Source organism: Pantoea sp. Cr_R13 (assembly GCF_029222565.1).
Lineage (GTDB): Bacteria > Pseudomonadota > Gammaproteobacteria > Enterobacterales > Enterobacteriaceae > Pantoea > Pantoea eucalypti.
The window spans coordinates 20,940-40,857 of the sequence record NZ_JARHXL010000014.1 but is presented as its reverse complement, the minus strand read 5'-3'; the positions used below and the strand labels follow the sequence as shown (position 1 = coordinate 40,857).

Here is a 19,918-nt window from a genome sequence, read left to right as displayed (position 1 = left end):
CTTCTGCGGGGCGTGCTGCACAGCATGCCCCGGCATCCTCCCTCTATATTCCCCCCGGTTATAACAACTTATTTTTAATTCTTTTAGCTCTGTAATGGTTTATGTCACGCTTAGCCCATAACGACATTGGGAGAGTGCGTAATGAACAAGTGGAGTATCGGCGTTACCCTGTTGCTGGCCTCAACCAGCGTTCTGGCGAAAGACATTCAGCTGTTAAACGTTTCCTACGATCCAACCCGTGAGCTGTACGAACAGTATAACAAAGCGTTCAGTGCGCACTACAAACAGGAAACCGGCGATAATGTCGTGGTCCGTCAGTCGCATGGCGGCTCCGGCAAGCAGGCAACTTCAGTGATTAACGGCATCCGTGCGGATGTGGTTACGCTGGCGTTGCAATCGGATGTCGATGCTATTGCAGAACGCGGTCGTATTGATAAGAACTGGATTCAGCGTCTGCCAGATAACTCCGCGCCTTACACCTCCACCATTGTCTTCCTGGTCCGTAAAGATAACCCCAAGGGTATTCATGACTGGAGCGACCTGACCAAACCCGGCGTGTCCGTGATTACCCCAAACCCGAAAACCTCCGGCGGCGCACGCTGGAATTATCTGGCGGCCTGGGGCTGGGCACTGGATCATAACAACGGCGATCAGGCCAAAGCGCTGGCGTATGTCAGAGCGCTGTTTAAAAACGTTGAGGTGCAGGATTCCGGTGCACGCGGCGCCACCAACACCTTCGTTGAGCGCGGTATTGGTGATGTGCTGATTGCCTGGGAAAACGAAGCTTATCTGGCGGTTAACAAACTGGGTAAAGACAAGTTTGAGATTGTCACCCCGAGCGAATCGATTCTGGCTGAACCCACCGTGTCTGTGGTCGATAAAGTGGTAGATGAAAAGGGAACGCGCAAAGTCGCAGACGCCTATCTGAAATACCTCTACTCGCCAGAAGGCCAGACTATTGCTGCTCAGAACTACTATCGTCCGCGTGATGCTGAAATCGCGAAGAAATTTGCCAGCCAGTTTGCGCCGGTGAAGCTGTTTACCATCAAGGACAAATTTGGTGGCTGGGCACAGGCTCAGAAAGCGCACTTCGCCGATGGCGGCAGCTATGACCAGGTCATGAAACCGTAATAGATTGCGGTCAGCGCCCCGCGCTGACCGCTCACCCGCAACAATCCCACCTTCCTCTTTTCTCTGCCCGGCTGCTGGGTTATCTGCCCGAATTCACCGTGACATTTTTTTCCCGCCAGGCGAGGATGCAGGCTGCTAAACCATTCAGGAAGCGTTGTTATGCCGACACATCGTCGTGCAACCAGTCTGGTTGCGGTTCTGCTGGTGCTGGTCATTGCGGGGATACTGGTTGCTGCACTGCATTTCAAAAAGAACAGTGATGCGCTGTGGCAGATTGTCAGCGAGAAATGTGTGCCTCATCAGCAGAGCAGCGGAGACCCTGCGCCCTGTCAGCGTGTCGATCAGCAGCATCGCTATGCCATGCTGAAAGATATGAATGGGCCGTTGCAGTATCTGCTGATCCCGCTCGACAAAATCACCGGCATCGAAAGCCCACGGTTACTGCAACCCGCTACGCCCAACTACTTTGCCCTTGCCTGGCATGAACGCTCTCTGCTTGCAGAGCGACGCGGCTCTCCCATTGATGATCGGGTTCTTTCACTGGCGATCAATTCACAGTATGGCCGTACGCAGAATCAACTCCATATTCATCTCTCCTGTCTGCGACCCGACGTGCGTCAGCAGCTGGATCGGCTGACGCCGCAGCTTAGCAGTCAGTGGCAGGACATTACGCTGCGTAAGCACCGCTACTGGCTGCGAGCTCTGACGCCAGATGAACTGACTCAGCAGAGTGCCTTTATCCGGCTGGCCGATGAGCGGCCAGAGGCGCGCACAGAGATGGGGAAATATGGACTGGCACTGGCGGAATTAAGCGATGGGCGACTGGTGCTGATGGCCATAGAGCGGAACTGGCTGCTGCTGAACAGTGGTTCGGCGGAGGAAGTGCAGGATCACGCCTGTGAGCTGATTGCGCCCATAAAAAAGGCGGCTTAAGCGCCGCCCTTGACCGGAATGCTAATGCTTAGGCGCTTTTTGCCGCCGCCGCTGCTTTAACGATTACCGCGAAAGCATCTGCTTTCAGTGACGCACCGCCAACCAGCGCGCCATCGATATCAGGCTGGGTGAACAGCTCAGCAGCATTCTTGTCGTTCACTGAGCCGCCATACTGAATGATGACCTGTTCTGCGATAGCCGCATCTTTCTTCGCAATATGATCACGAATGAATTTGTGCACGGCCTGTGCCTGAGCAGGGGTCGCAGATTTGCCGGTACCGATGGCCCAGACGGGCTCATACGCGATCACCGCATCTTTAAACGCTTCGGCGCCCTGCGTTTCCAGAACGGCATCCAGCTGACGAGCGCAGACTTCTTCGGTTTTACCCGCTTCGTTTTCCGCTTCGGTTTCACCAATGCACAGCACAGGAACCAGGCCCACTGACTTCAGCACCGCATATTTCTTCGCGATGAACTCGTCGCTCTCTTTGTGATAAGTGCGGCGTTCTGAGTGACCAATGATGATATATTTCGCGCCGATATCTTTCAGCATCTCTGCGGAAACTTCACCGGTAAACGCGCCAGACAGGTTAACGTCCACGTTCTGCGCACCCAGTGCGATGTGGCTACCGGAGATGGCATGTTTTGCCTGCTCGAGATAGAGCGCTGGCGGTGCAATGGCCACGCCACAACCGTCAACGCCAGAGAGTTCCTTGCGCAGACCCGCGATCAGTTCAGCAGTGAGTTGCTTGCTGCCATTCAACTTCCAGTTACCCATAACCAGTGGATGTCGCATTCTATCCTCCGCATAACGCGATACATGAAAAATCGCTGCCAGCTGGCAGCGTTGTCTGCGAAACAGTATAGAGATCAAATGTAGCGATGGCTTTGCTTTTCGTCATTTTCAGCTACATCTTCAGGGGGGAGCGAGCGCAAGTTTTACCGGCTCGACAGCGAAGGTTAGCCCCTTGTCGCCGTTATCAGCGACCACAAAGCGAAGCGCGCCATCGACCTGCGCAAAGTAAGGCAAATCCTTGCCCTCCTTCAGTAAGCTCTCCAGCTTTTTGCGTCCCTCGTCTGCACCTAATCCCGGTACAAAGAAGCGCAGCATAGCGGTCATGTAGGCCATGGCTTTTTGCTCAGAGGCGTTCTGATCCGGGCCAGGCAGTGGCAGCCAGGTGATCTGCAGCGTCTTGATTTTGCCGGTACCGGGCTCCAGCGCGGTAGACGCATAAAGCGTCTCATTAATTTTGCTGGCAGCACGCGTCAGGTTACTTTTGTCGCCCCGATTATCAATGGCGCGATATTCCGGCAGCATCAGCGTCGCATTAGCCAGATTATACTTTTCGCGAAACTGGCCGATAGTCATATCAAAGGTGGGAGCACCCGCCAGCAGGTAGGGCGCGGTGGGTAATGCATCGGGCCGTTCCTGCGGTGGCGGATCGGCGGCAAAGACCGGAACCGTCAGCGCAAACGATAACAGCAGTGCGCCAGGCAAATTCTTCATTTTGTCGATCCTAACCCGTAAACTCAGGCGCAAATTAAAACGGTTTTTATCCGCGAGGTCAAAAGCGCGGCGGTTGTTTTCTCTCTGGATGATAATGCATGACGTTACAACAATGGTGTTTTTCCTGGCGTGGCAGGCTGGGACGACGTGATTTCTGGATCTGGCAGGCAGTCTGGTTGCTGACAACGACACTGTTATTTACCCTGGCAGCAAACGACTGGGTTGATACCCAGATGGCGGCTTTTGGCGTTGTCTGCCTGCTGTGGCCCGCCAGCGCGGTCATTGTAAAACGTCTGCACGATCGTAATCGTCCCGGCTACTGGGGATTTCTGGTGATTGTGGCCTGGCTGCTGGTGGCGGGAAACTGGAGCATGCTGGGCGGCATTCTGCCCTGGCTGCTGGGGCGCGCCATTCCCTTTGTGTTATTCGCTGGCCTGCTGCTCGAACTCGGCGTTTTTCGCGGCACCCCCGGCGCTAACCGGTTTGGTACCGCGACGCAGCCGGTGCGATACCGGCAACTGGCTCACCAGTAATGTTCGCTGGTGATATGGCCTGGCTTGCGCTTCAGGTGCTTACGCATCTCGCGCGTCTCTTTCAGTAATTGCTGGGTGTCGCGCACCATCTGCGGGTTGCCGCACAGCATCACATGGCTGCTGTCGGCATCCAGTGTTAATCCGGTGGCACGCTCCAGCTCGCCATTTTCGATCAGCGCCGGAACCCGGCCCGTCAGCGAACCGGGGATCGTTTCGCGGCTCACCACCGTCTGGATGTGCAGCTTGCCCTGATAACGCTGTTGCAGTTGCTGCATCAGTGGCAGAAAGCTCAGGTCTGCCGCATAGCGTGCGGCATGGACCAGCACGATGTTTTCAAAGCGATCCAGCCCTTCGCCCTGCTGAAGCATAGAAAGGTAAGGGCCAATAGCGGTGCCGGTTGCCAGCATCCATAAGGTTCTGCACGCCGGAACTTCATCAAGCACAAAGAATCCCGCGGCTTCTTTCGTGACCATTACCTGATCGCCAGGCTGGAGTGCCTGCAGATGCGGACTCAGCTTGCCATCGGGCACGGTTACCAGGTAAAACTCCAGCAGGTCATCCTTTGGCGCATTGACGAAAGAGTAAGCGCGCTGCACCCGCTCGCCGTCGATTTCCAGGGCCAGCTTGGCAAATTGCCCCGCGATAAAGGGATCGATGGGCGCTGTTACCCGCAGACTGAACAGCGCATCCGTCCAGTTTTTCACTTCCTTTACTTCAGCATTGACCCACTCAGCCATAATCACTCCCTGGTTGTTGATTATTCCGGCAGGTTTCTATTTTCGCGGCTGCCCGATGAGATTGCCAGCTTGTGGCCGGGGAAAGGCTCTAATCGACAAACTGTTGCTTTGTCTTTACAGGCTGGTGCATAAACTTGACAGGCGCAAGCCGGGACCTTTTGGCCTGCCTCTCGCTTTGTCATCTAATCCTGATATTTTGCCCGCCATAACAAGATGACTGGCGGGTGAACCGCTGTTTTAACCTCCTTTCACAGGAAGAAATTTTGCATAATCATGATTAGTAAACTGGAAAATCGCCCACTGCTGGTGATGCTCATTGTGCTGGTGGCTGTCGGGCAGATGGCGCAGACCATCTACGTCCCAGCGATGTCGGTGATGGCGGACGCGCTGAATGTGCGGGATGGCGCGCTGCAACGTGTGATGGCGGCCTATCTGATGACCTATGGCGGATCCCAGCTGATCTACGGCCCGCTGTCAGACAGTGTCGGTCGGCGTCCGGTGATCCTTGCAGGCATGATGATCTTTATGATCGGCGCAATCACGGCATTGATGGCGACCTCACTCGATATGCTGGTGCTCGGCAGCGCGATTCAGGGACTGGGAACCGGCGTAGCTGGCGTAATGGCCCGTACCATGCCGCGTGATCTCTACGAGGGGCACGCACTGCGCCGTGCCAACAGCCTGCTTAATATGGGCATTCTGGTCAGCCCGTTGCTGGCACCGGTGATTGGTGCACTGTTGACCCAGCTCTTTGGCTGGCACGCCTGTTTCGCCTTTCTGCTGCTGCTCTGTCTGGCGGTTACTTTGTCTATGGCGCGCTGGTTGCCGGAAACCCGGCCACAGAGTGCTGAAGTGACCCCGTTCTTCAAACGCTATGCCCGGCTGCTCAGTGACGCAAATTTCGTTCGCTACATTGTCCTGCTGATTGGTGCGCTGGCGGGCATTGCGGTATTTGAGTCGAGCTGTGGCGTGCTGCTGGGCGGCGTGCTCGGCCTGCACAGCCTGACCGTCAGTATCCTGTTCATTCTGCCCATTCCGGCGGCGTTCTTCGGTGCCTGGTTCGCGGGACGCGAGCAGGGTTCATGGCACAGTCTGATGTGGTGGGGCGTGAATAGCTGTCTGCTGGCGGGCATCCTGATGTGGATCCCGGCATGGTTTGGCGTAATGAATATCTGGACGCTGCTGGTTCCGGCCGCGCTGTTCTTCTTTGGGGCTGGCATGCTGTTCCCGCTGGCGACGTCAGGGGCAATGGAGCCGTATGCCTGGCTGGCGGGCAGCGCGGGTGCACTGATTGGCGGAATGCAGAACCTGGGATCGGGTCTTGTCGCGTGGCTTTCAGCCATGATGCCGCAGCGCGATCAGTTCAGCCTTGGCATGCTGATGTTCTTTACGGCACTGGTGATGCTGCTCTGCTGGTTGCCGCTCTCACGTCAACCGGAGCGCGGCAACCAGCCGGTTACAGGATAAACGGATGGAGCGCCGGATCCTTACGGTCAAGATAATGAATCGACTGGATGCGGCGAATAGTGCGAGATTTACCGCGAATCAGCAGAGTTTCGCTGGTGGCGACATTGCCCTGACGCGTAATGCCTTTCAGTAGTTCGCCACTGGTAATGCCGGTGGCGGCAAACACCACGTTGTCATTGCGCGCCATCTCACCTAGCGTCAGCTTCTTACCCGCTTCAATTCCCATCTCTGCACAGCGCTGCAGCTCCTGCTCGCCGAGGCGACGGTTTTCAGCATTATCGCCTTTGACGTGATGACGCGCCAGCAGCCGACCCTGCATATCACCGTCCAGCGCACGGATCACCGCTGCTGAAACGACGCCTTCCGGTGCGCCGCCGATGCCATACATCACATCGACTTCGCTGTCTGGCATGCAGGTCAGAATTGAGGCGGCAACGTCACCATCCGGGAAGGTAAATACCCGCACGCCCAGCTGCTGTAACTCGCTAATCACCACATCATGACGTGGCTTAGCCAGGATCGACACGGTCAGCTGTGACAGCGGCTTATTCATCGCTATCGCGATATTACGCAGGTTAGTTTCAAGCGGCAGGTCGAGGTCGATCGCGCCCTGTGCTGCAGGTCCCACGATCAGTTTTTCCATATACATGTCGGGAGCGTGCAGAAAGCTGCCTTTATCGCCCACGGCCATCACAGCCAGCGCATTCGCCTGGCCCAGTGCCGTCATGCGGGTACCCTCAATCGGATCGACGGCAATATCAACGGCATCGCCGTGACCGGTACCGACTTTTTCACCGATATAGAGCATCGGGGCTTCGTCGATTTCGCCTTCCCCGATCACAATCTGACCGTCAATTTCAATGGAGTTCAGGACATGACGCATGGCATGGACAGCCGCACCGTCAGCCGCATTTTTGTCGCCGCGTCCTAACCAGTGATAGCCTGCCAGGGCGGCAGCTTCGGTTACGCGGGAAAATTCAATGGCAAGTTCTCGTTTCATGGCATCTACCTGACAAAAAACCGGCAGGCAGTGTAACACAGCGGGGGGAGTGGGGCGGGGAAAAGGCCCGCGACGGCAATGTCGCGGGCGTTGATATTACTCCTGTTCTTCCCACGCCTGTGCGCGGGCAACCGCTTTTTTCCAGCCAGCATAACGGAAGTTACGCTCGGTGGTTTCCAGGCTTGGACGGAACTCACGCTCAATAACGGCTTTGGAGCGCACTTCATCCAGATCCTGCCAGAAGCCAACAGCCAGACCCGCCAGATACGCAGAACCCAGCGCGGTCACTTCACGCACTTCCGGACGCTCAACACGGGTGCCGAGGATGTCAGCCTGGAACTGCATCAGGAAGTTGTTGGACACCGCACCGCCGTCTACACGCAGCGCCTGCAGGCGGGTATTGGCATCGTTCTGCATCGCTTCCAGAACGTCACGTGTCTGATAAGCGATCGACTCCAGCGTCGCGCGGATGATGTGGTTAGAGTTTGCGCCACGGGTCAGACCGAAGATCGCGCCACGGGCATACGGGTCCCAGTAAGGTGCGCCCAGGCCGGTGAAAGCAGGCACCATGTAAACGCCGTTGGTATCTTTCACTTTCATCGCGAAGTATTCAGAGTCAGCCGCTTCACTGATCAGCTTCATCTCATCACGCAGCCACTGAATAGAGGCACCACCGATAAACACGGCACCTTCCAGCGCATAGTTCACTTCACCGCGCGGGCCACAGGCGATGGTGGTCAGCAGGCCGTGGGTTGAGGTCACCGCTTCAGTACCGGTGTTCATCAGCATGAAGCAGCCGGTGCCGTAGGTATTTTTCGCCATGCCAGGCTGTACACACAACTGGCCATACAGCGCGGCCTGCTGGTCACCGGCGATACCGGCGATAGGAATACGTGTACCCCCTTTACCACCAATGTTGGTCTGACCGTAAACTTCAGAAGAGGACTTCACTTCTGGCAGCATTTCACGCGGGATATCCAGGATATCCAGCATGCGCTGATCCCACTCCAGCTTGTGAATGTTGAACATCATGGTACGTGAGGCGTTGGTGTAGTCGGTGATGTGCACGCGTCCCTGAGTCATTTTCCAGACCAGCCAGGTATCGACGGTACCGAACAGCAGCTCGCCACGTTTTGCACGCTCACGCGCACCTTCAACGTGATCCAGAATCCACTTCACTTTCGTACCGGAGAAGTAAGGGTTAATCACCAGACCCGTGGTGTGCTGGATGTACTCTTCCAGACCTTCTTTCTTCAGTTTGTGACAATAGTCAGCGGTGCGGGGATCCTGCCAGACGATGGCGTTGTAGATCGGCTTACCGGTCTCTTTTTCCCAGACGATAGCGGTTTCGCGCTGGTTGGTGATACCGATTGCCGCAATCTCATCAGAGCGGATATCGGCATGTGCCAGCACTTCAACCAGCGTAGAGCTTTGTGAAGCCCAGATATCCATTGGGTCATGTTCAACCCAGCCCGCTTTCGGGTAGATCTGGGTGAATTCGCGCTGCGATACCGCGACGATGTTGGAGTCGTGGTCGAGAATGACGGCGCGTGAACTGGTTGTACCCTGATCGAGTGCGACAATGTATTTTTTATCTGTGGTAGTCATAAATTCATTCCTGATGATAAAAAGTGAAACTTAAGCTTTACGCTGCTGAGCGCGTGCAACCGGTTTGTCTGCTGGAACACTCGGTTCCTGTGCGGCACCTGGCAGGTAGCGGCCAATCAGTGTGCGATAACCTACTGCACCCAGGCAGGCACCCACCAGCGGGCCAAAAATCGGTACCAGGAAGTAAGGGATATCTTTACCACCCGTGAAGGCAACGTTACCCCAGCCAGCGAAAAAGGCGAACAGCTTAGGTCCGAAATCACGTGCCGGGTTAAGCGCAAAGCCGGTCAGCGGACCCATTGAGCCACCAATGACTGCGACCAGCAGACCGATCAACAGCGGCGCCATCGGTCCACGTGGGACACCGTTGCCATCGTCGGTCAGCGCCATAATCACCGCCATAAGCACTGCGGTAATAACCATTTCAACCAGGAACGCCTGGCCTACGCTGATGTGCGGATTAGGATAGGTTGAGAAGATACCCGCCAGGTCCAGACTCTGAACCGTACCGCGTACCATCTGATGACTCTGTTCGTAATCGAAAAACAGGCTGTAGTAGAGACCATAAACCAGCGCGGCCGCGCAGAATGCCCCGGCGATTTGCGCCAGAATATACGGCACCACTTTACGACCTTCAAAGTTTGCGAACAGGCAGAGTGCAACGGTAACGGCAGGGTTCAGATGCGCGCCAGATACCCCAGCGGTAAGATAGACAGCCATTGAGACGGCTAAGCCCCAGATGATGCAGATTTCCCACTGACCGAAGGCGGCACCGGCAAGTTTCAGCGCAGCTACACAGCCTGCGCCAAAGAAAATAATCAAGCCTGTCCCCAGAAATTCGGCAATACACTGACCTTTGAGCGTGTTAGTTGTCTGACTCATAATAGTGGTTCCTGAAGCGAGGTTAAATTTTATCAGTTTTTGTTCTCAGTCCATGAGGCACCCAGCTTTAATGTAGGGCTGATGTGAATTTATCGTTAACGAACATAAACGAGAAATAGCGAAATCGTTTTTTGTGTACTGCGTCATAAAAATGCGCGTTTTCGCGTATTCTGGCTTTCCTTAGCCCATATTCGCGCCTGATGACAGAGAGGGTGGACACGTGCTGGAAAGCAGACTTAGTAAGCGCAGCGTAAATTCAGGGATTGGCTGAAAAGTGTTACAGACTGCGCTCGCAGCGGCCGCGTTGCTGGACTTGAGGGGTGAGGCTACATACAATCGGGACAACGTTGCTGGCTTAAGCTGGCATCATCAACGCCTTGCAGGAATTTAGGAGAGGTCAGAAAGATGTCATTTGAAGTATTTGAGAAACTTGAAGCGAAAGTACAGCAGGCGATTGATACCATCACGCTGTTGCAGATGGAAATCGAAGAGCTGAAAGAGCAGAACAACTCACTGCGTAACGATGCGCAACAAGTCGCGGGTAACCACGATGCGCTGATGCGCGAAAATCAGCATCTGAAAGAAGAGCAACACGTGTGGCAGGAACGTCTGCGTGCATTGCTGGGAAAAATGGAAGAGGTTTGAAGCCTCAGCTGATGTGAAAAACGGGTGCTCTGGCACCCGTTTTCATGTCCGGCCTATTCGAGGTCCAGCGCATCCTCGGACAGAATCATACCGGTGTTGTCGGCATAGAGATGGTCACCAGAGAAGAAGGTGACGCCGCCGAAGTTGACGCGCACATCGCTTTCGCCAATCCCTTCACCCGCAGCGCCTGCCGGAATCGCGGCAATGGCCTGAATGCCAATCTCCAGTTCTTCCAGCTCATCAACCTGGCGTACCGAACCGTAAACCACCAGGCCTTCCCATTCATTAGTTGCCGCCAGGCGTGCCAGTTGGGCATCGACCAGCGCACGGCGCACTGAGCCGCCGCCATCAATCACCAGTACGCGACCCCGGCCATTCTCTTCCAGCAGATCGTAGAGTAAGCCGTTGTCTTCAAAGCATTTCACTGTGGTAATCTGACCACCGAATGAAGTGCGCCCACCAAAGTTTGAAAAAAGCGGTTCAACAACATTCACTTCTTCATGGTAGATATCGCAGAGTTCAGATGTATCGTATTTCATAAGGGTTTCGTCTGTTTGCCACAGGAAGGGTAAGTATATCGCTATATGCAGATTGTTGGCAAAATCATCAGTATGAAAAAAGCATCGTTCGATCAAGAACATGCATAAAAAAGCCCAGCCGGGTGGGCTGGGCTTCGGAAAAGCGCTGAATCAGTGAATCAGAGAATGAAGCGGCTAAGGTCTTCGTCAGCCACCAGTTCATCCAGGTGTTTAGCCACATAGTCAGCATCAATGGTAAAGGATTCACCATGACGATCGCTGGCGTCATACGAGATATCTTCCATCAGACGCTCCAGCACGGTATGCAGGCGGCGCGCACCGATGTTCTCGGTGGTTTCGTTAACCTGCCATGCGGCTTCAGCGATCCGGCGAATACCCTCTTCGGTAAACTCAATGTTCACGCCTTCGGTATTCATCAGTGCTTTGTACTGCACGGTAATCGAGGCATTCGGTTCGGTCAGGATGCGCTGGAAATCATTGACGGTCAGCGCCTGTAGCTCAACACGAATCGGCAGACGACCCTGAAGTTCCGGAATCAGATCGGAAGGGCTGGCAACCTGGAACGCGCCTGAGGCGATAAACAGGATATGGTCGGTTTTGACCATGCCATGCTTGGTAGAGACGGTGCAGCCTTCAACCAGCGGCAGCAGATCGCGCTGAACGCCTTCGCGAGAGACATCCGGGCCGCCCGCATTCTGGCCGCCACGCTTACAGATTTTATCGATCTCATCGATGAACACGATACCGTGCTGCTCGACCGCTTCAATCGCATCCTGCTTAAGCTCTTCCGGGTTAACCAGTTTTGCCGCTTCTTCTTCGATCAGGAGCTTCATCGCTTCTTTGATCTTCAGCTTGCGGGCTTTCTGCTTCTGGCCGCCGAGGTTCTGGAACATCGACTGCAGCTGGCTGGTCATCTCTTCCATGCCCGGAGGCGCCATGATTTCCACGCCCGGACTGCTTGCAGCCAGGTCAATTTCAATCTCTTTGTCGTCCAGCTGGCCTTCGCGCAGCTTCTTGCGGAACGACTGGCGTGCGGCAGAGGGTTCAGCACTCTGCTCTGCCTGACCCCAGTTGTTTTTCGCGGGTGGAATCAGCACATCAAGAATGCGCTCTTCTGCCATCTCTTCGGCACGATATTTATTCTTTTCAATCGCCTGACTGCGCACCATCTTAATGGCGGAATCAGTCAGATCACGAATGATAGAGTCCACTTCCTTACCGACATAACCGACTTCGGTAAACTTGGTCGCCTCGACTTTGATGAACGGTGCATTCGCCAGCTTTGCCAGACGACGTGCGATCTCGGTTTTACCGACACCGGTCGGACCGATCATCAGGATATTTTTTGGGGTCACTTCATGGCGCAGCTCTTCGTCGAGCTGCATGCGGCGCCAGCGGTTGCGCAGTGCAATAGCCACGGCGCGCTTGGCGCTGTCCTGGCCGATGATAAAGCGGTTCAGTTCGCTGACGATTTCGCGTGGAGTCATCTCAGACATATTTATACCCTTACGCCTTAGACGTTAATTCTTCGAAATTAACGTTGTGGTTAGTGTAGATGCAGATATCACCCGCGATATTCAGCGACTTCTCGACGATGTCGCGTGCGCCCATTTCGGTATTCTCCAGCAGCGCACGTGCCGCTGCCTGGGCGAAAGGCCCACCGGAGCCGATGGCGATCAGATCGTTTTCAGGCTGGATGACATCACCGTTACCGCTGATGATCAGTGAGGCTGACTCATCCGCGACGGCCAGTAAGGCTTCAAGGCGACGCAGCATACGGTCGGTACGCCAGTCTTTGGCCAGCTCCACCGCTGCTTTCACCAGGTGGCCCTGATGCATTTCCAGTTTACGTTCGAAAAGTTCAAACAGGGTGAAGGCGTCTGCGGTGCCGCCAGCAAATCCGGCAATCACCTTATCGTTGTATAAACGACGCACTTTTTTGACGTTGCCTTTCATCACGGTATTGCCGAGCGTAGCCTGGCCATCACCGCCAATCACTACCTGGCCGTTGCGTCGTACACTTACTATTGTTGTCACGGGCAGACCCCTTGTTGCTGTCGGAAAAGGACTCCGCGCACATGGCGCGGAGTATCATGCAACAGATATGGGGCGGGTTTGACGGGTTTCAACCCCCGACGGAGAGCGGAATACAGCTGGAATGTCCGGAACTGCGCAGACGTTTCAGGGTGCTGTCAGCGGATGCGCGATCTTTATACGGACCAATCACCACACGATTCCAGCCGCCACCGGTGGTAATGCGGCTTTCAAAGCCTTCAAAGGCTAAGCCCGCACGTACCGACTCAGCCTGGTCAGTGCCTTTGAACGAACCACACTGCACCATCCAGCGCTGCGAAGAGGCTTTCTCCGCCGGTTTCGCTTTCGCGGTCTCCTGTGGCTTTGACTCCACGTCTGGTTCCCGCGTTATTGGCGCAGGTTGCGACTGGCGCTGTACGTTTTGCTGCTGCTGCTGCTGCTGCTGCTGCTGACGTTGCAACTGCAGCTGCTGTTGACGCTGTTGTTGTTGCTGCAGCTGTAGCTGGCGTTGCTGTTGCTGCTGAGCCTGCAACTGCTGACGTTGTTGCTGAACCTGTTGCTGCTGCTGAACCTGCTGCTGTTGGCGTTGCAGCTGTTGCAATTGCTGCTGATGCTGCAGCGTCTGCTGACGTTGCGCCGGCGTCTGTTCATTCCACGGCACTTCATTGAGCTGTGTTGGCTGCTGACGCATATCAGCCTGCATCTGCTCCAGCAACTGGCGCTGTTCATCGGTCAATTGGGTCTGCGACTTCACTTCGCCACCCGAAGAGGGTTCGATCGGTGTCGGCACAGTAACCTGACGGTTTTCCAGCTCTTTAATGTATTTCCAGCGTTCTTCAGGCTTCGGCGGTAAGCCATTGCCGTTGGCTTTATGATCCGTAATGACCGGCACGTCTTCTTTCTTATGATGCGCCAGGAACCATAAACCACCGGCAAAGGTCACCAACACAGCGACCGCCAGTACAATCATCAATTTAGAAGTTCCCGAACCGCCTTTGCTCTTCTTGCCACGGCTGGGGCTTTTTTTGCGACGCGTCCCTGTTGAACGCCCGCGGCCTACATAATCTTTTTGTGCCACTCTCGTTCTTATACCCTTCAAAAATAGTGCCAGTTGGGCGAAATGATGATTTTTACGCGCCCGGCAAGGAGTCCGCCATGTTACTTAAGGGCCGGAACTTTGACCAGCTGTGTTCGCCTTAAGAATCTACTGAAAAAACCAGACGAATACGCTTATTTTTCACGCTTTTTTGCGCGTGCCGTACTGCCCCGAATCGTTAAACTGGCATCCAGCAGCCGCGATCCGCTGATCACCCGTTTGCCATTTAACTCATCCAGCAGCAGAAGCATCGCTTCCCGGCCTATCTGATAGCGTGGTTGTGTGACCGTCGTCAGCGGTGGCTCGCAGTAACGTGATAACTCAATGTCATCGAATCCCACCACAGAGAGATCTTCCGGTATCCGCAGCCCGCAGCGTCTGGCCTGATTCATCGCGCCCAGCGCCATAATGTCGCTATGGCAGAACAACGCGCGCGGCGGTTGCGGCAGGGTCATCAGCTGATTCATGGCGGCAACGCCTGCTTCAAAGGTGAAGTCACCGCGCACAATATAGGTGGGATCGACCGTCAGCCCGCTGCGACGCATCGCCTGGACATAACCCTGTAAACGATACTGACAGAGTGGCATCTCTTCCGGCCCGGCGATACAGGCAATCTGCGTATGACCTAACTGCAGTAGATGATTTACCGCTTCAAACGCGGCAGTCAGGTTATCAATGTGAACCGTGGGCAGCGACATTTCCGGCGCAAACTCATTCGCCATCACCATGGGTGGCAAGTTGCGTTGCTCATCAATGCTGGCATCAAAAGGCAGTTGTGAGCCAAGCAGCACCATGCCATCGATCTGTCGTGTGACCATCAGGTTAAGAAAGGTTCTCTCCTGCTGATTCTGATGGGCGCAGTCGCCGATCAGCACCAGATAGCCCTCTTCGGCGGCTGTGACTTCGACGCCACGAATGATTTCACTAAAGAAGGGATCGCAGATGTCAGGGACAATGACCAAAATGGTACGCGTCTCATTACGACGCGCGTTGCGTGTGGGGCCATGGGCCGCATAGCCGACGGCGGCAACCGCCTTCTCGACTTTATGGCGTGTAGCCGCAGAAACCTTCTCTGGATTCATCAGCGCACGCGATACGGTGGCGGTTGAGACGCCCGCGTGTTCCGCGACATCCTTCATCGTGGCGGCGGGCGGTTGTTGATTCTGCTCCAACACATGCTCCTGACGCGTTATGGCGCGTTCGATTCTGTTTTTGCCTGACCTGAAAGCAAACCGGGCAACATTGTTAACGATTGCCCGGCTGGTTGTTACTTAATTTGCATAAAAATTGTGACTTATGCGACATTTTTCGATCTGGCTCGCAGTGTCAGAAAAAATCAGCTCTCTGTCGGGTCAATATCCAGCGTCCATTTCACTTTGCGCGCGGCGGGTAGCGTGGAAACCAGCGGCAATGAACTGCTCAGCAGCTGTTGCAGACGCTGCCGGGAAGGATGCTGCAGCAGCAGTTGCCAGCGCCAGCGTCCGCTGCGTTTTGGCTGCAGAGCCGGCAATGGACCCATAAACCACATCGCCTTGTCATTGAGCGGGCTCGCCTCCAGCAAGTTACGGAGTTGTTGCAGAAATTCCGCCGCCTGCTGATTGTCCATATCTTCCGCGCGGAACAGCGCATGGCGGCTCCAGGGCGGCAGGTGAACTGCCTGTCGCTCCAGCAGCGCCTGCTGCGCAAATGCCGAATATCCCTGGTGCAGCAGTGTCTGAAGTAGAGGATGTTCCGGATGATGCGTCTGTAATAACACCTCGCCCTGCTTGCCAGCGCGGCCAGCACGACCGGCGACCTGAGTATAGAGCTGCGCAAAGCGTTCCGCCGCGCGAAAATCGGCTGAGAACAGCGCACCATCAACATCCAGCAGAGACACCAGGGTGACATCAGGGAAATGATGCCCTTTGGCCAGCATCTGGGTGCCGACCAGAATGCGTGCGCCGCCGCGATGAACGTCAGCAAGGTGCTGCTCCAGCGCCCCTTTGCGGCTGGTGGTATCACGGTCAATTCGCGACACCGGCACGCCAGGGAAGAGTGTACCGAGCTGCTGCTCCAGCTGTTCGGTTCCGACACCTACCGGCAGCAGATGCGTTGAACCACACTGCGGGCATTGATTAGGCAGCGGACGCTGGCTGTCGCAATGGTGGCAGCGTAACTGGCGATGATGCTGGTGCAGCGTGTAATAGCGATCGCAGCGGGTACATTCGGCAATCCAGCCGCAGTCGTGACAGAGCAGGGCGGGCGAAAAGCCGCGGCGGTTAAGAAACAGCAGCACCTGATTATCGGCCTGCAGATGCTGGCGCATTTTACCAATCAGGCCCGGTGCCAGGCCGCCGATCAGCTGCACACCTTTTAAGTCGATAAGCTGTTGCAGCGCCGGTCTGGCATTGCCGGCGCGCTTTGTCAGGTCGAGCTGGCGATACTTGCCGCTGCGTACATTGTGCAGCGTCTCCAGAGCGGGTGTCGCCGATCCCATAACAATCGGGATATCCTCTTCATGCGCACGGAAAACGGCCAGATCGCGTGCCTGATAACGCCAGCCTTCCTGCTGTTTATAAGAGCTGTCATGCTCTTCATCAATGATGATGACGCCAGGACGGGCCAGCGGCGTAAACAGCGCCGATCGCGTGCCAATCACAATCGCCGTTTCACCGCGTCGTGCACGTAACCACACCGCCAGCCGCTCACTGTCATTTAAGGCGGAATGCAGCACATCGATAGGCGCATCGAAACGTTCGCGAAAGCGGGCGATAGTCTGCGGAGTTAAGCCAATCTCCGGTACCAGCACCAGCGCCTGTTTACCGCGTGCCAGCACATTTTCCAGCACGCTGAGATAAACCTCGGTTTTGCCGGAACCGGTAATGCCCGCCAGCAGCCACGCAGCATAATGCTCATCATCTGCCCGAATCGCACCTACGGCCATCGCCTGATCCGTATTCAGTCGCAGACGCTCGCCTTTAACGGCATAGGTAGTACGCCAGTCGTGCATCTGCGGCTGATGCTCATGCAGTTCGCACAACCCTTTGGCCCGCAGAGCCTGCAGCGTGGCTTCCGTAAGGTCATGTTCACTGACCTGATGACGATAGAGGGGTTGCTGACGCAGTGCTGCCAGTGCCTGCTGCTGTTTCGGGGCCCGCTTTAAACTTTCGGGTGCCGTTGCCCGGCCCTGCTCGGTGATTTCCCAGCGCCATAAGGGATTATCCTGCGCCGCTTTGCCCTGGCGCAGCAGCACTGGAATGGCGTGGCTTAACACTTCTCCCTGCGGCGAATGATAGTAGCTGGCGGCCCAGTTAAGGATGCGCCACAGCGACGGCGGATAGAGTGACTCACTATCCAGCACCTCGATCACTTGCTTGAGTTGTGCTTCCGGCAGATCGCTGCTGTCACGAAAGGCGACCACAATCCCGATCATCCTGCGATTGCCAAAGGGCACACTTACGCGACCGCCGATGACCGGCTGCGCACCCTGTGGCGGCAGATAGTCAAACAGGCGGGGCAAGGGGACGGGCAGGGCGACCTGGACTACGGGCATAACTCTCTCTTTCCGGCATCATCATCGGGGAAGCTAGTGTACACGCTGACCCTGATGGCGGGTATCTCAGCAGATATTTGCAGCAATCGAAACTTACCTGTATAATATGCCGCCTTCGGTGAGAAATATCTGGCCGGAGTACACCCTATAATGTTCAACCGCGTGTGGTGCTGTGCAGGTCAAAGCCTGGCACGGAGAGCGACACGGCCTTCTATGAGGTTCCCCATGAAACAAGGTATTCACCCGAAATACGAAGCAGTTACTATCAAATGTACCTGCGGCAACGAGATCCACACCCGTTCAACACTGACTCACGAACTGAACCTGGACGTTTGTGGCAAATGCCACCCGTTCTATACCGGTAAGCAGCGTGAAGTGGCAACTGGTGGCCGTGTTGACCGCTTTAACAAGCGTTTCAGCGTGCCAGGCGCTAAAAAATAAGATTAAAAGGCACCTGAACCTGCGGGTTCGGCGGCAAGAAAAAACCCAGCTTCGGCTGGGTTTTTTTATGCGCTGACGAATCAATATTCCCAGGTGTCGGGATCGATGCCCATATCGCGCATGATCTTTTTCGCTTCTTCAGGAATTTCATCGCTGCGTTCTTTACGCAGGTCCACGTCGTCTGGCAACGGTTGCCCGGTAAAGGCATGCAAAAAGGCTTCGCAAAGCAGCTCACTGTTGGTGGCGTGACGCAGGTTGTTCACCTGACGACGGGTACGCTCATCCGTTAAAATCTTCAGCACGCTCAATGGGATAGATACTGTAATCTTCTTGACCTGCTCGCTCTTCTTACCGTGCTCAGCGTACGGGCTGATATATTCGCCGTTCCATTCAGCCATGGGTTACCTTAATTAATAAACGTTAAATGTGAGGAAATCAGCGAATTATGCCTGATTTTTTCCTGCCTGACCCCTGATATGGCGGGTTTTCTTCGCTCACTGCCTCTGCATCACAGAGGGGAACGCCAGGCGATGACGCATAATTTTAGCGGTTATTGCGTTTTTGCTCAATCTATACGCAAAGACATTTAGATGTCCAGATGTATTGACGTCTAATTAGAGGGTGATATCCTGTGACCTACATTTTATTCACTCTTCAGGAACAATTCGCTCATGACGCGTAAACCGGCAACCATCGCAGTGCGCAGCGGTTTGAATGATGACGAGCAATATGGCTGCGTTGTCCCGCCAATCCACCTCTCTACGACCTACAACTTCCTGGATTTTAATGAGCCTCGTGCGCATGACTACTCCCGTCGTGGCAACCCCACGCGTGATGTCGTACAGCGTACCCTGGCCGAACTGGAAGGAGGAGCGGGCGCGGTATTAACCAATACCGGGATGTCGGCGATTCACCTGGTGACGACGGTGTTCCTGAAGCCTGGCGATCTGCTGGTTGCGCCACACGACTGTTATGGCGGCAGCTATCGGCTGTTTGACAGCCTGAGCAAGCGCGGCGCGTATCGGGTTAAATTTGTCGATCAGGGCGACCCGGTGGCGCTGCAGGCGGCACTGGATGAAAACCCTAAACTGGTGCTGATTGAAAGCCCAAGCAATCCGCTGCTGCGCGTAGTGGATATCAGCGCGATTTGCGCCGCTGCCCGCGCAGCAGGTGCCATCAGCGTGGTGGACAACACCTTTATGAGTCCGGCACTGCAGAACCCTCTGGCGTTGGGTGCCGATCTGGTGATCCATTCCTGTACCAAATACCTCAATGGCCACTCCGATGTGGTAGCGGGCGCGGTGATTGCCAAAGATCCGCAACTGGCAACCGACCTGGCCTGGTGGGCGAATAATATTGGTGTAACCGGCGCGGCGTTTGACAGCTATCTGCTGCTGCGCGGGATTCGTACCCTGTCGCCGCGCATTGCGGCCGCACAACGCAACGCACTCGCGATTGTTGAGTATCTGAAGCAGCAGAAGCGGGTGAAAAAGTTGTATCATCCTTCGCTGCCGGAAAACGCCGGACACGAACATGCCGTACGTCAGCAGCGCGGCTTTGGTGCCATGCTGAGTTTTGAAATCGACGGTGATGAGGCACTGCTGCGCCGCTTCCTGAAAGCGTTGCGGCTCTTTACGCTGGCGGAATCGCTGGGTGGCGTGGAAAGTCTGATCTCCCATACCGCCACCATGACGCACGCGGGTATGTCAGCAGAAGCACGCGCGGCAGCGGGCATTTCCGATACGCTGCTACGGGTTTCTGTTGGTATTGAAGATCACGAAGATTTAATTGCCGATCTGGATAATGCATTCCGGATCGCAGCCGAGGGTTAAG

20 protein-coding genes are annotated in these 19,918 nt (G+C 55.4%); 7 read left to right on the top strand and 13 right to left on the bottom strand.

The genetic code is table 11. The annotated features are described in order from the left end of the window. Positions 1 to 141 precede the first annotated feature (141 nt). Positions 142 to 1,131, top strand: a complete 990-nt coding sequence (locus tag P2R09_RS14415) for a sulfate ABC transporter substrate-binding protein (protein WP_110410912.1) — start codon at positions 142 to 144, stop codon at positions 1,129 to 1,131. Positions 1,132 to 1,290: 159 nt separating this feature from the next. Next, on the top strand, positions 1,291 to 2,064 hold the full coding sequence (locus P2R09_RS14410) for a CDP-diacylglycerol diphosphatase (protein WP_275770792.1): 774 nt from the start codon (positions 1,291 to 1,293) through the stop codon (positions 2,062 to 2,064). 28 nt (positions 2,065 to 2,092) lie between these two features. On the opposite strand, the gene tpiA is transcribed toward P2R09_RS14410, so the two are convergent. Beyond that, positions 2,093 to 2,860, bottom strand: coding sequence for a triose-phosphate isomerase (gene tpiA, locus P2R09_RS14405; RefSeq protein ID WP_003851259.1), 768 nt, complete (start codon positions 2,858 to 2,860; stop codon positions 2,093 to 2,095). Positions 2,861 to 2,980: 120 nt separating this feature from the next. Next, positions 2,981 to 3,571: a DUF1454 family protein gene (locus P2R09_RS14400; RefSeq protein WP_003851254.1), complete on the bottom strand. Its 591-nt coding sequence runs from the start codon at positions 3,569 to 3,571 to the stop codon at positions 2,981 to 2,983. A 98-nt stretch (positions 3,572 to 3,669) separates the two neighbouring features. Between P2R09_RS14400 and P2R09_RS14395 the strand changes: the two genes are divergently transcribed. Beyond that, positions 3,670 to 4,104 carry a DUF805 domain-containing protein gene (locus tag P2R09_RS14395; protein WP_003851252.1) on the top strand — a complete coding sequence of 145 codons (435 nt, stop codon included), beginning with the start codon at positions 3,670 to 3,672 and terminating at the stop codon, positions 4,102 to 4,104. Here P2R09_RS14395 and fpr read toward each other — a convergent pair. Continuing rightward, positions 4,095 to 4,841, bottom strand: coding sequence for a ferredoxin--NADP(+) reductase (fpr, locus tag P2R09_RS14390; RefSeq protein WP_275770791.1), 747 nt, complete (start codon positions 4,839 to 4,841; stop codon positions 4,095 to 4,097). The genes P2R09_RS14395 and fpr overlap by 10 nt on opposite strands. Before the next feature lie 273 nt (positions 4,842 to 5,114). On the opposite strand from fpr, the gene emrD reads away from it, so the two are divergent. Next, positions 5,115 to 6,308 carry a multidrug efflux MFS transporter EmrD gene (emrD, locus tag P2R09_RS14385; protein WP_003851249.1) on the top strand — a complete coding sequence of 398 codons (1,194 nt, stop codon included), beginning with the start codon at positions 5,115 to 5,117 and terminating at the stop codon, positions 6,306 to 6,308. Here the strand turns inward: emrD and glpX are convergent. From glpX to P2R09_RS14370, 3 genes are all read right to left on the bottom strand, one after another. After that, on the bottom strand, positions 6,298 to 7,308 hold the full coding sequence (glpX, locus tag P2R09_RS14380) for a class II fructose-bisphosphatase (RefSeq protein WP_275770790.1): 1,011 nt from the start codon (positions 7,306 to 7,308) through the stop codon (positions 6,298 to 6,300). The two genes, emrD and glpX, sit on opposite strands and share 11 nt — an antisense overlap. 96 nt (positions 7,309 to 7,404) lie before the next feature. Then, positions 7,405 to 8,916 carry a glycerol kinase GlpK gene (gene glpK, locus P2R09_RS14375; protein ID WP_003851245.1) on the bottom strand — a complete coding sequence of 504 codons (1,512 nt, stop codon included), beginning with the start codon at positions 8,914 to 8,916 and terminating at the stop codon, positions 7,405 to 7,407. Positions 8,917 to 8,946: 30 nt separating this feature from the next. After that, positions 8,947 to 9,798, bottom strand: a complete 852-nt coding sequence (locus P2R09_RS14370; RefSeq protein WP_003851244.1) for an MIP/aquaporin family protein — start codon at positions 9,796 to 9,798, stop codon at positions 8,947 to 8,949. A 405-nt stretch (positions 9,799 to 10,203) separates the two neighbouring features. On the opposite strand from P2R09_RS14370, the gene zapB reads away from it, so the two are divergent. Beyond that, the gene (gene zapB, locus P2R09_RS14365) at positions 10,204 to 10,443 is read left to right on the top strand and encodes a cell division protein ZapB (protein ID WP_003851242.1); all 240 of its coding nucleotides are present in this window, start codon (positions 10,204 to 10,206) and stop codon (positions 10,441 to 10,443) included. 53 nt (positions 10,444 to 10,496) lie between these two features. On the opposite strand, the gene rraA is transcribed toward zapB, so the two are convergent. From rraA to priA, 6 genes are all read right to left on the bottom strand, one after another. Continuing rightward, on the bottom strand, positions 10,497 to 10,982 hold the full coding sequence (rraA, locus tag P2R09_RS14360; RefSeq protein ID WP_275770787.1) for a ribonuclease E activity regulator RraA: 486 nt from the start codon (positions 10,980 to 10,982) through the stop codon (positions 10,497 to 10,499). 158 nt (positions 10,983 to 11,140) lie between these two features. Then, a complete protein-coding gene (hslU, locus tag P2R09_RS14355; protein WP_003851236.1) occupies positions 11,141 to 12,478 on the bottom strand; it encodes an HslU--HslV peptidase ATPase subunit in 1,338 nt (445 codons plus the stop codon). Between the two features lie 10 nt (positions 12,479 to 12,488). Further along, complete coding sequence (gene hslV, locus P2R09_RS14350; RefSeq protein ID WP_003851234.1) at positions 12,489 to 13,019, bottom strand: ATP-dependent protease subunit HslV; 531 nt, start codon at positions 13,017 to 13,019, stop codon at positions 12,489 to 12,491. A gap of 88 nt (positions 13,020 to 13,107) precedes the next feature. Next, positions 13,108 to 14,094 carry a cell division protein FtsN gene (ftsN, locus tag P2R09_RS14345; RefSeq protein WP_275770782.1) on the bottom strand — a complete coding sequence of 329 codons (987 nt, stop codon included), beginning with the start codon at positions 14,092 to 14,094 and terminating at the stop codon, positions 13,108 to 13,110. 152 nt (positions 14,095 to 14,246) lie between these two features. Continuing rightward, positions 14,247 to 15,284: a DNA-binding transcriptional regulator CytR gene (gene cytR, locus P2R09_RS14340; protein ID WP_275770780.1), complete on the bottom strand. Its 1,038-nt coding sequence runs from the start codon at positions 15,282 to 15,284 to the stop codon at positions 14,247 to 14,249. Between the two features lie 164 nt (positions 15,285 to 15,448). Continuing rightward, positions 15,449 to 17,644, bottom strand: a complete 2,196-nt coding sequence (gene priA / locus P2R09_RS14335) for a primosomal protein N' (RefSeq protein WP_275770779.1) — start codon at positions 17,642 to 17,644, stop codon at positions 15,449 to 15,451. A 225-nt stretch (positions 17,645 to 17,869) separates the two neighbouring features. Between priA and rpmE the strand changes: the two genes are divergently transcribed. After that, on the top strand, positions 17,870 to 18,085 hold the full coding sequence (rpmE, locus tag P2R09_RS14330; protein ID WP_003851227.1) for a 50S ribosomal protein L31: 216 nt from the start codon (positions 17,870 to 17,872) through the stop codon (positions 18,083 to 18,085). An 80-nt stretch (positions 18,086 to 18,165) separates the two neighbouring features. Here rpmE and metJ read toward each other — a convergent pair whose 3' ends face one another. Continuing rightward, positions 18,166 to 18,483 carry a met regulon transcriptional regulator MetJ gene (gene metJ / locus P2R09_RS14325; RefSeq protein WP_003851225.1) on the bottom strand — a complete coding sequence of 106 codons (318 nt, stop codon included), beginning with the start codon at positions 18,481 to 18,483 and terminating at the stop codon, positions 18,166 to 18,168. 273 nt (positions 18,484 to 18,756) lie between these two features. On the opposite strand from metJ, the gene metB reads away from it, so the two are divergent. After that, on the top strand, positions 18,757 to 19,917 hold the full coding sequence (gene metB / locus P2R09_RS14320) for a cystathionine gamma-synthase (RefSeq protein ID WP_003851223.1): 1,161 nt from the start codon (positions 18,757 to 18,759) through the stop codon (positions 19,915 to 19,917). The last annotated feature ends 1 nt before the right edge of the window (position 19,918 follow it).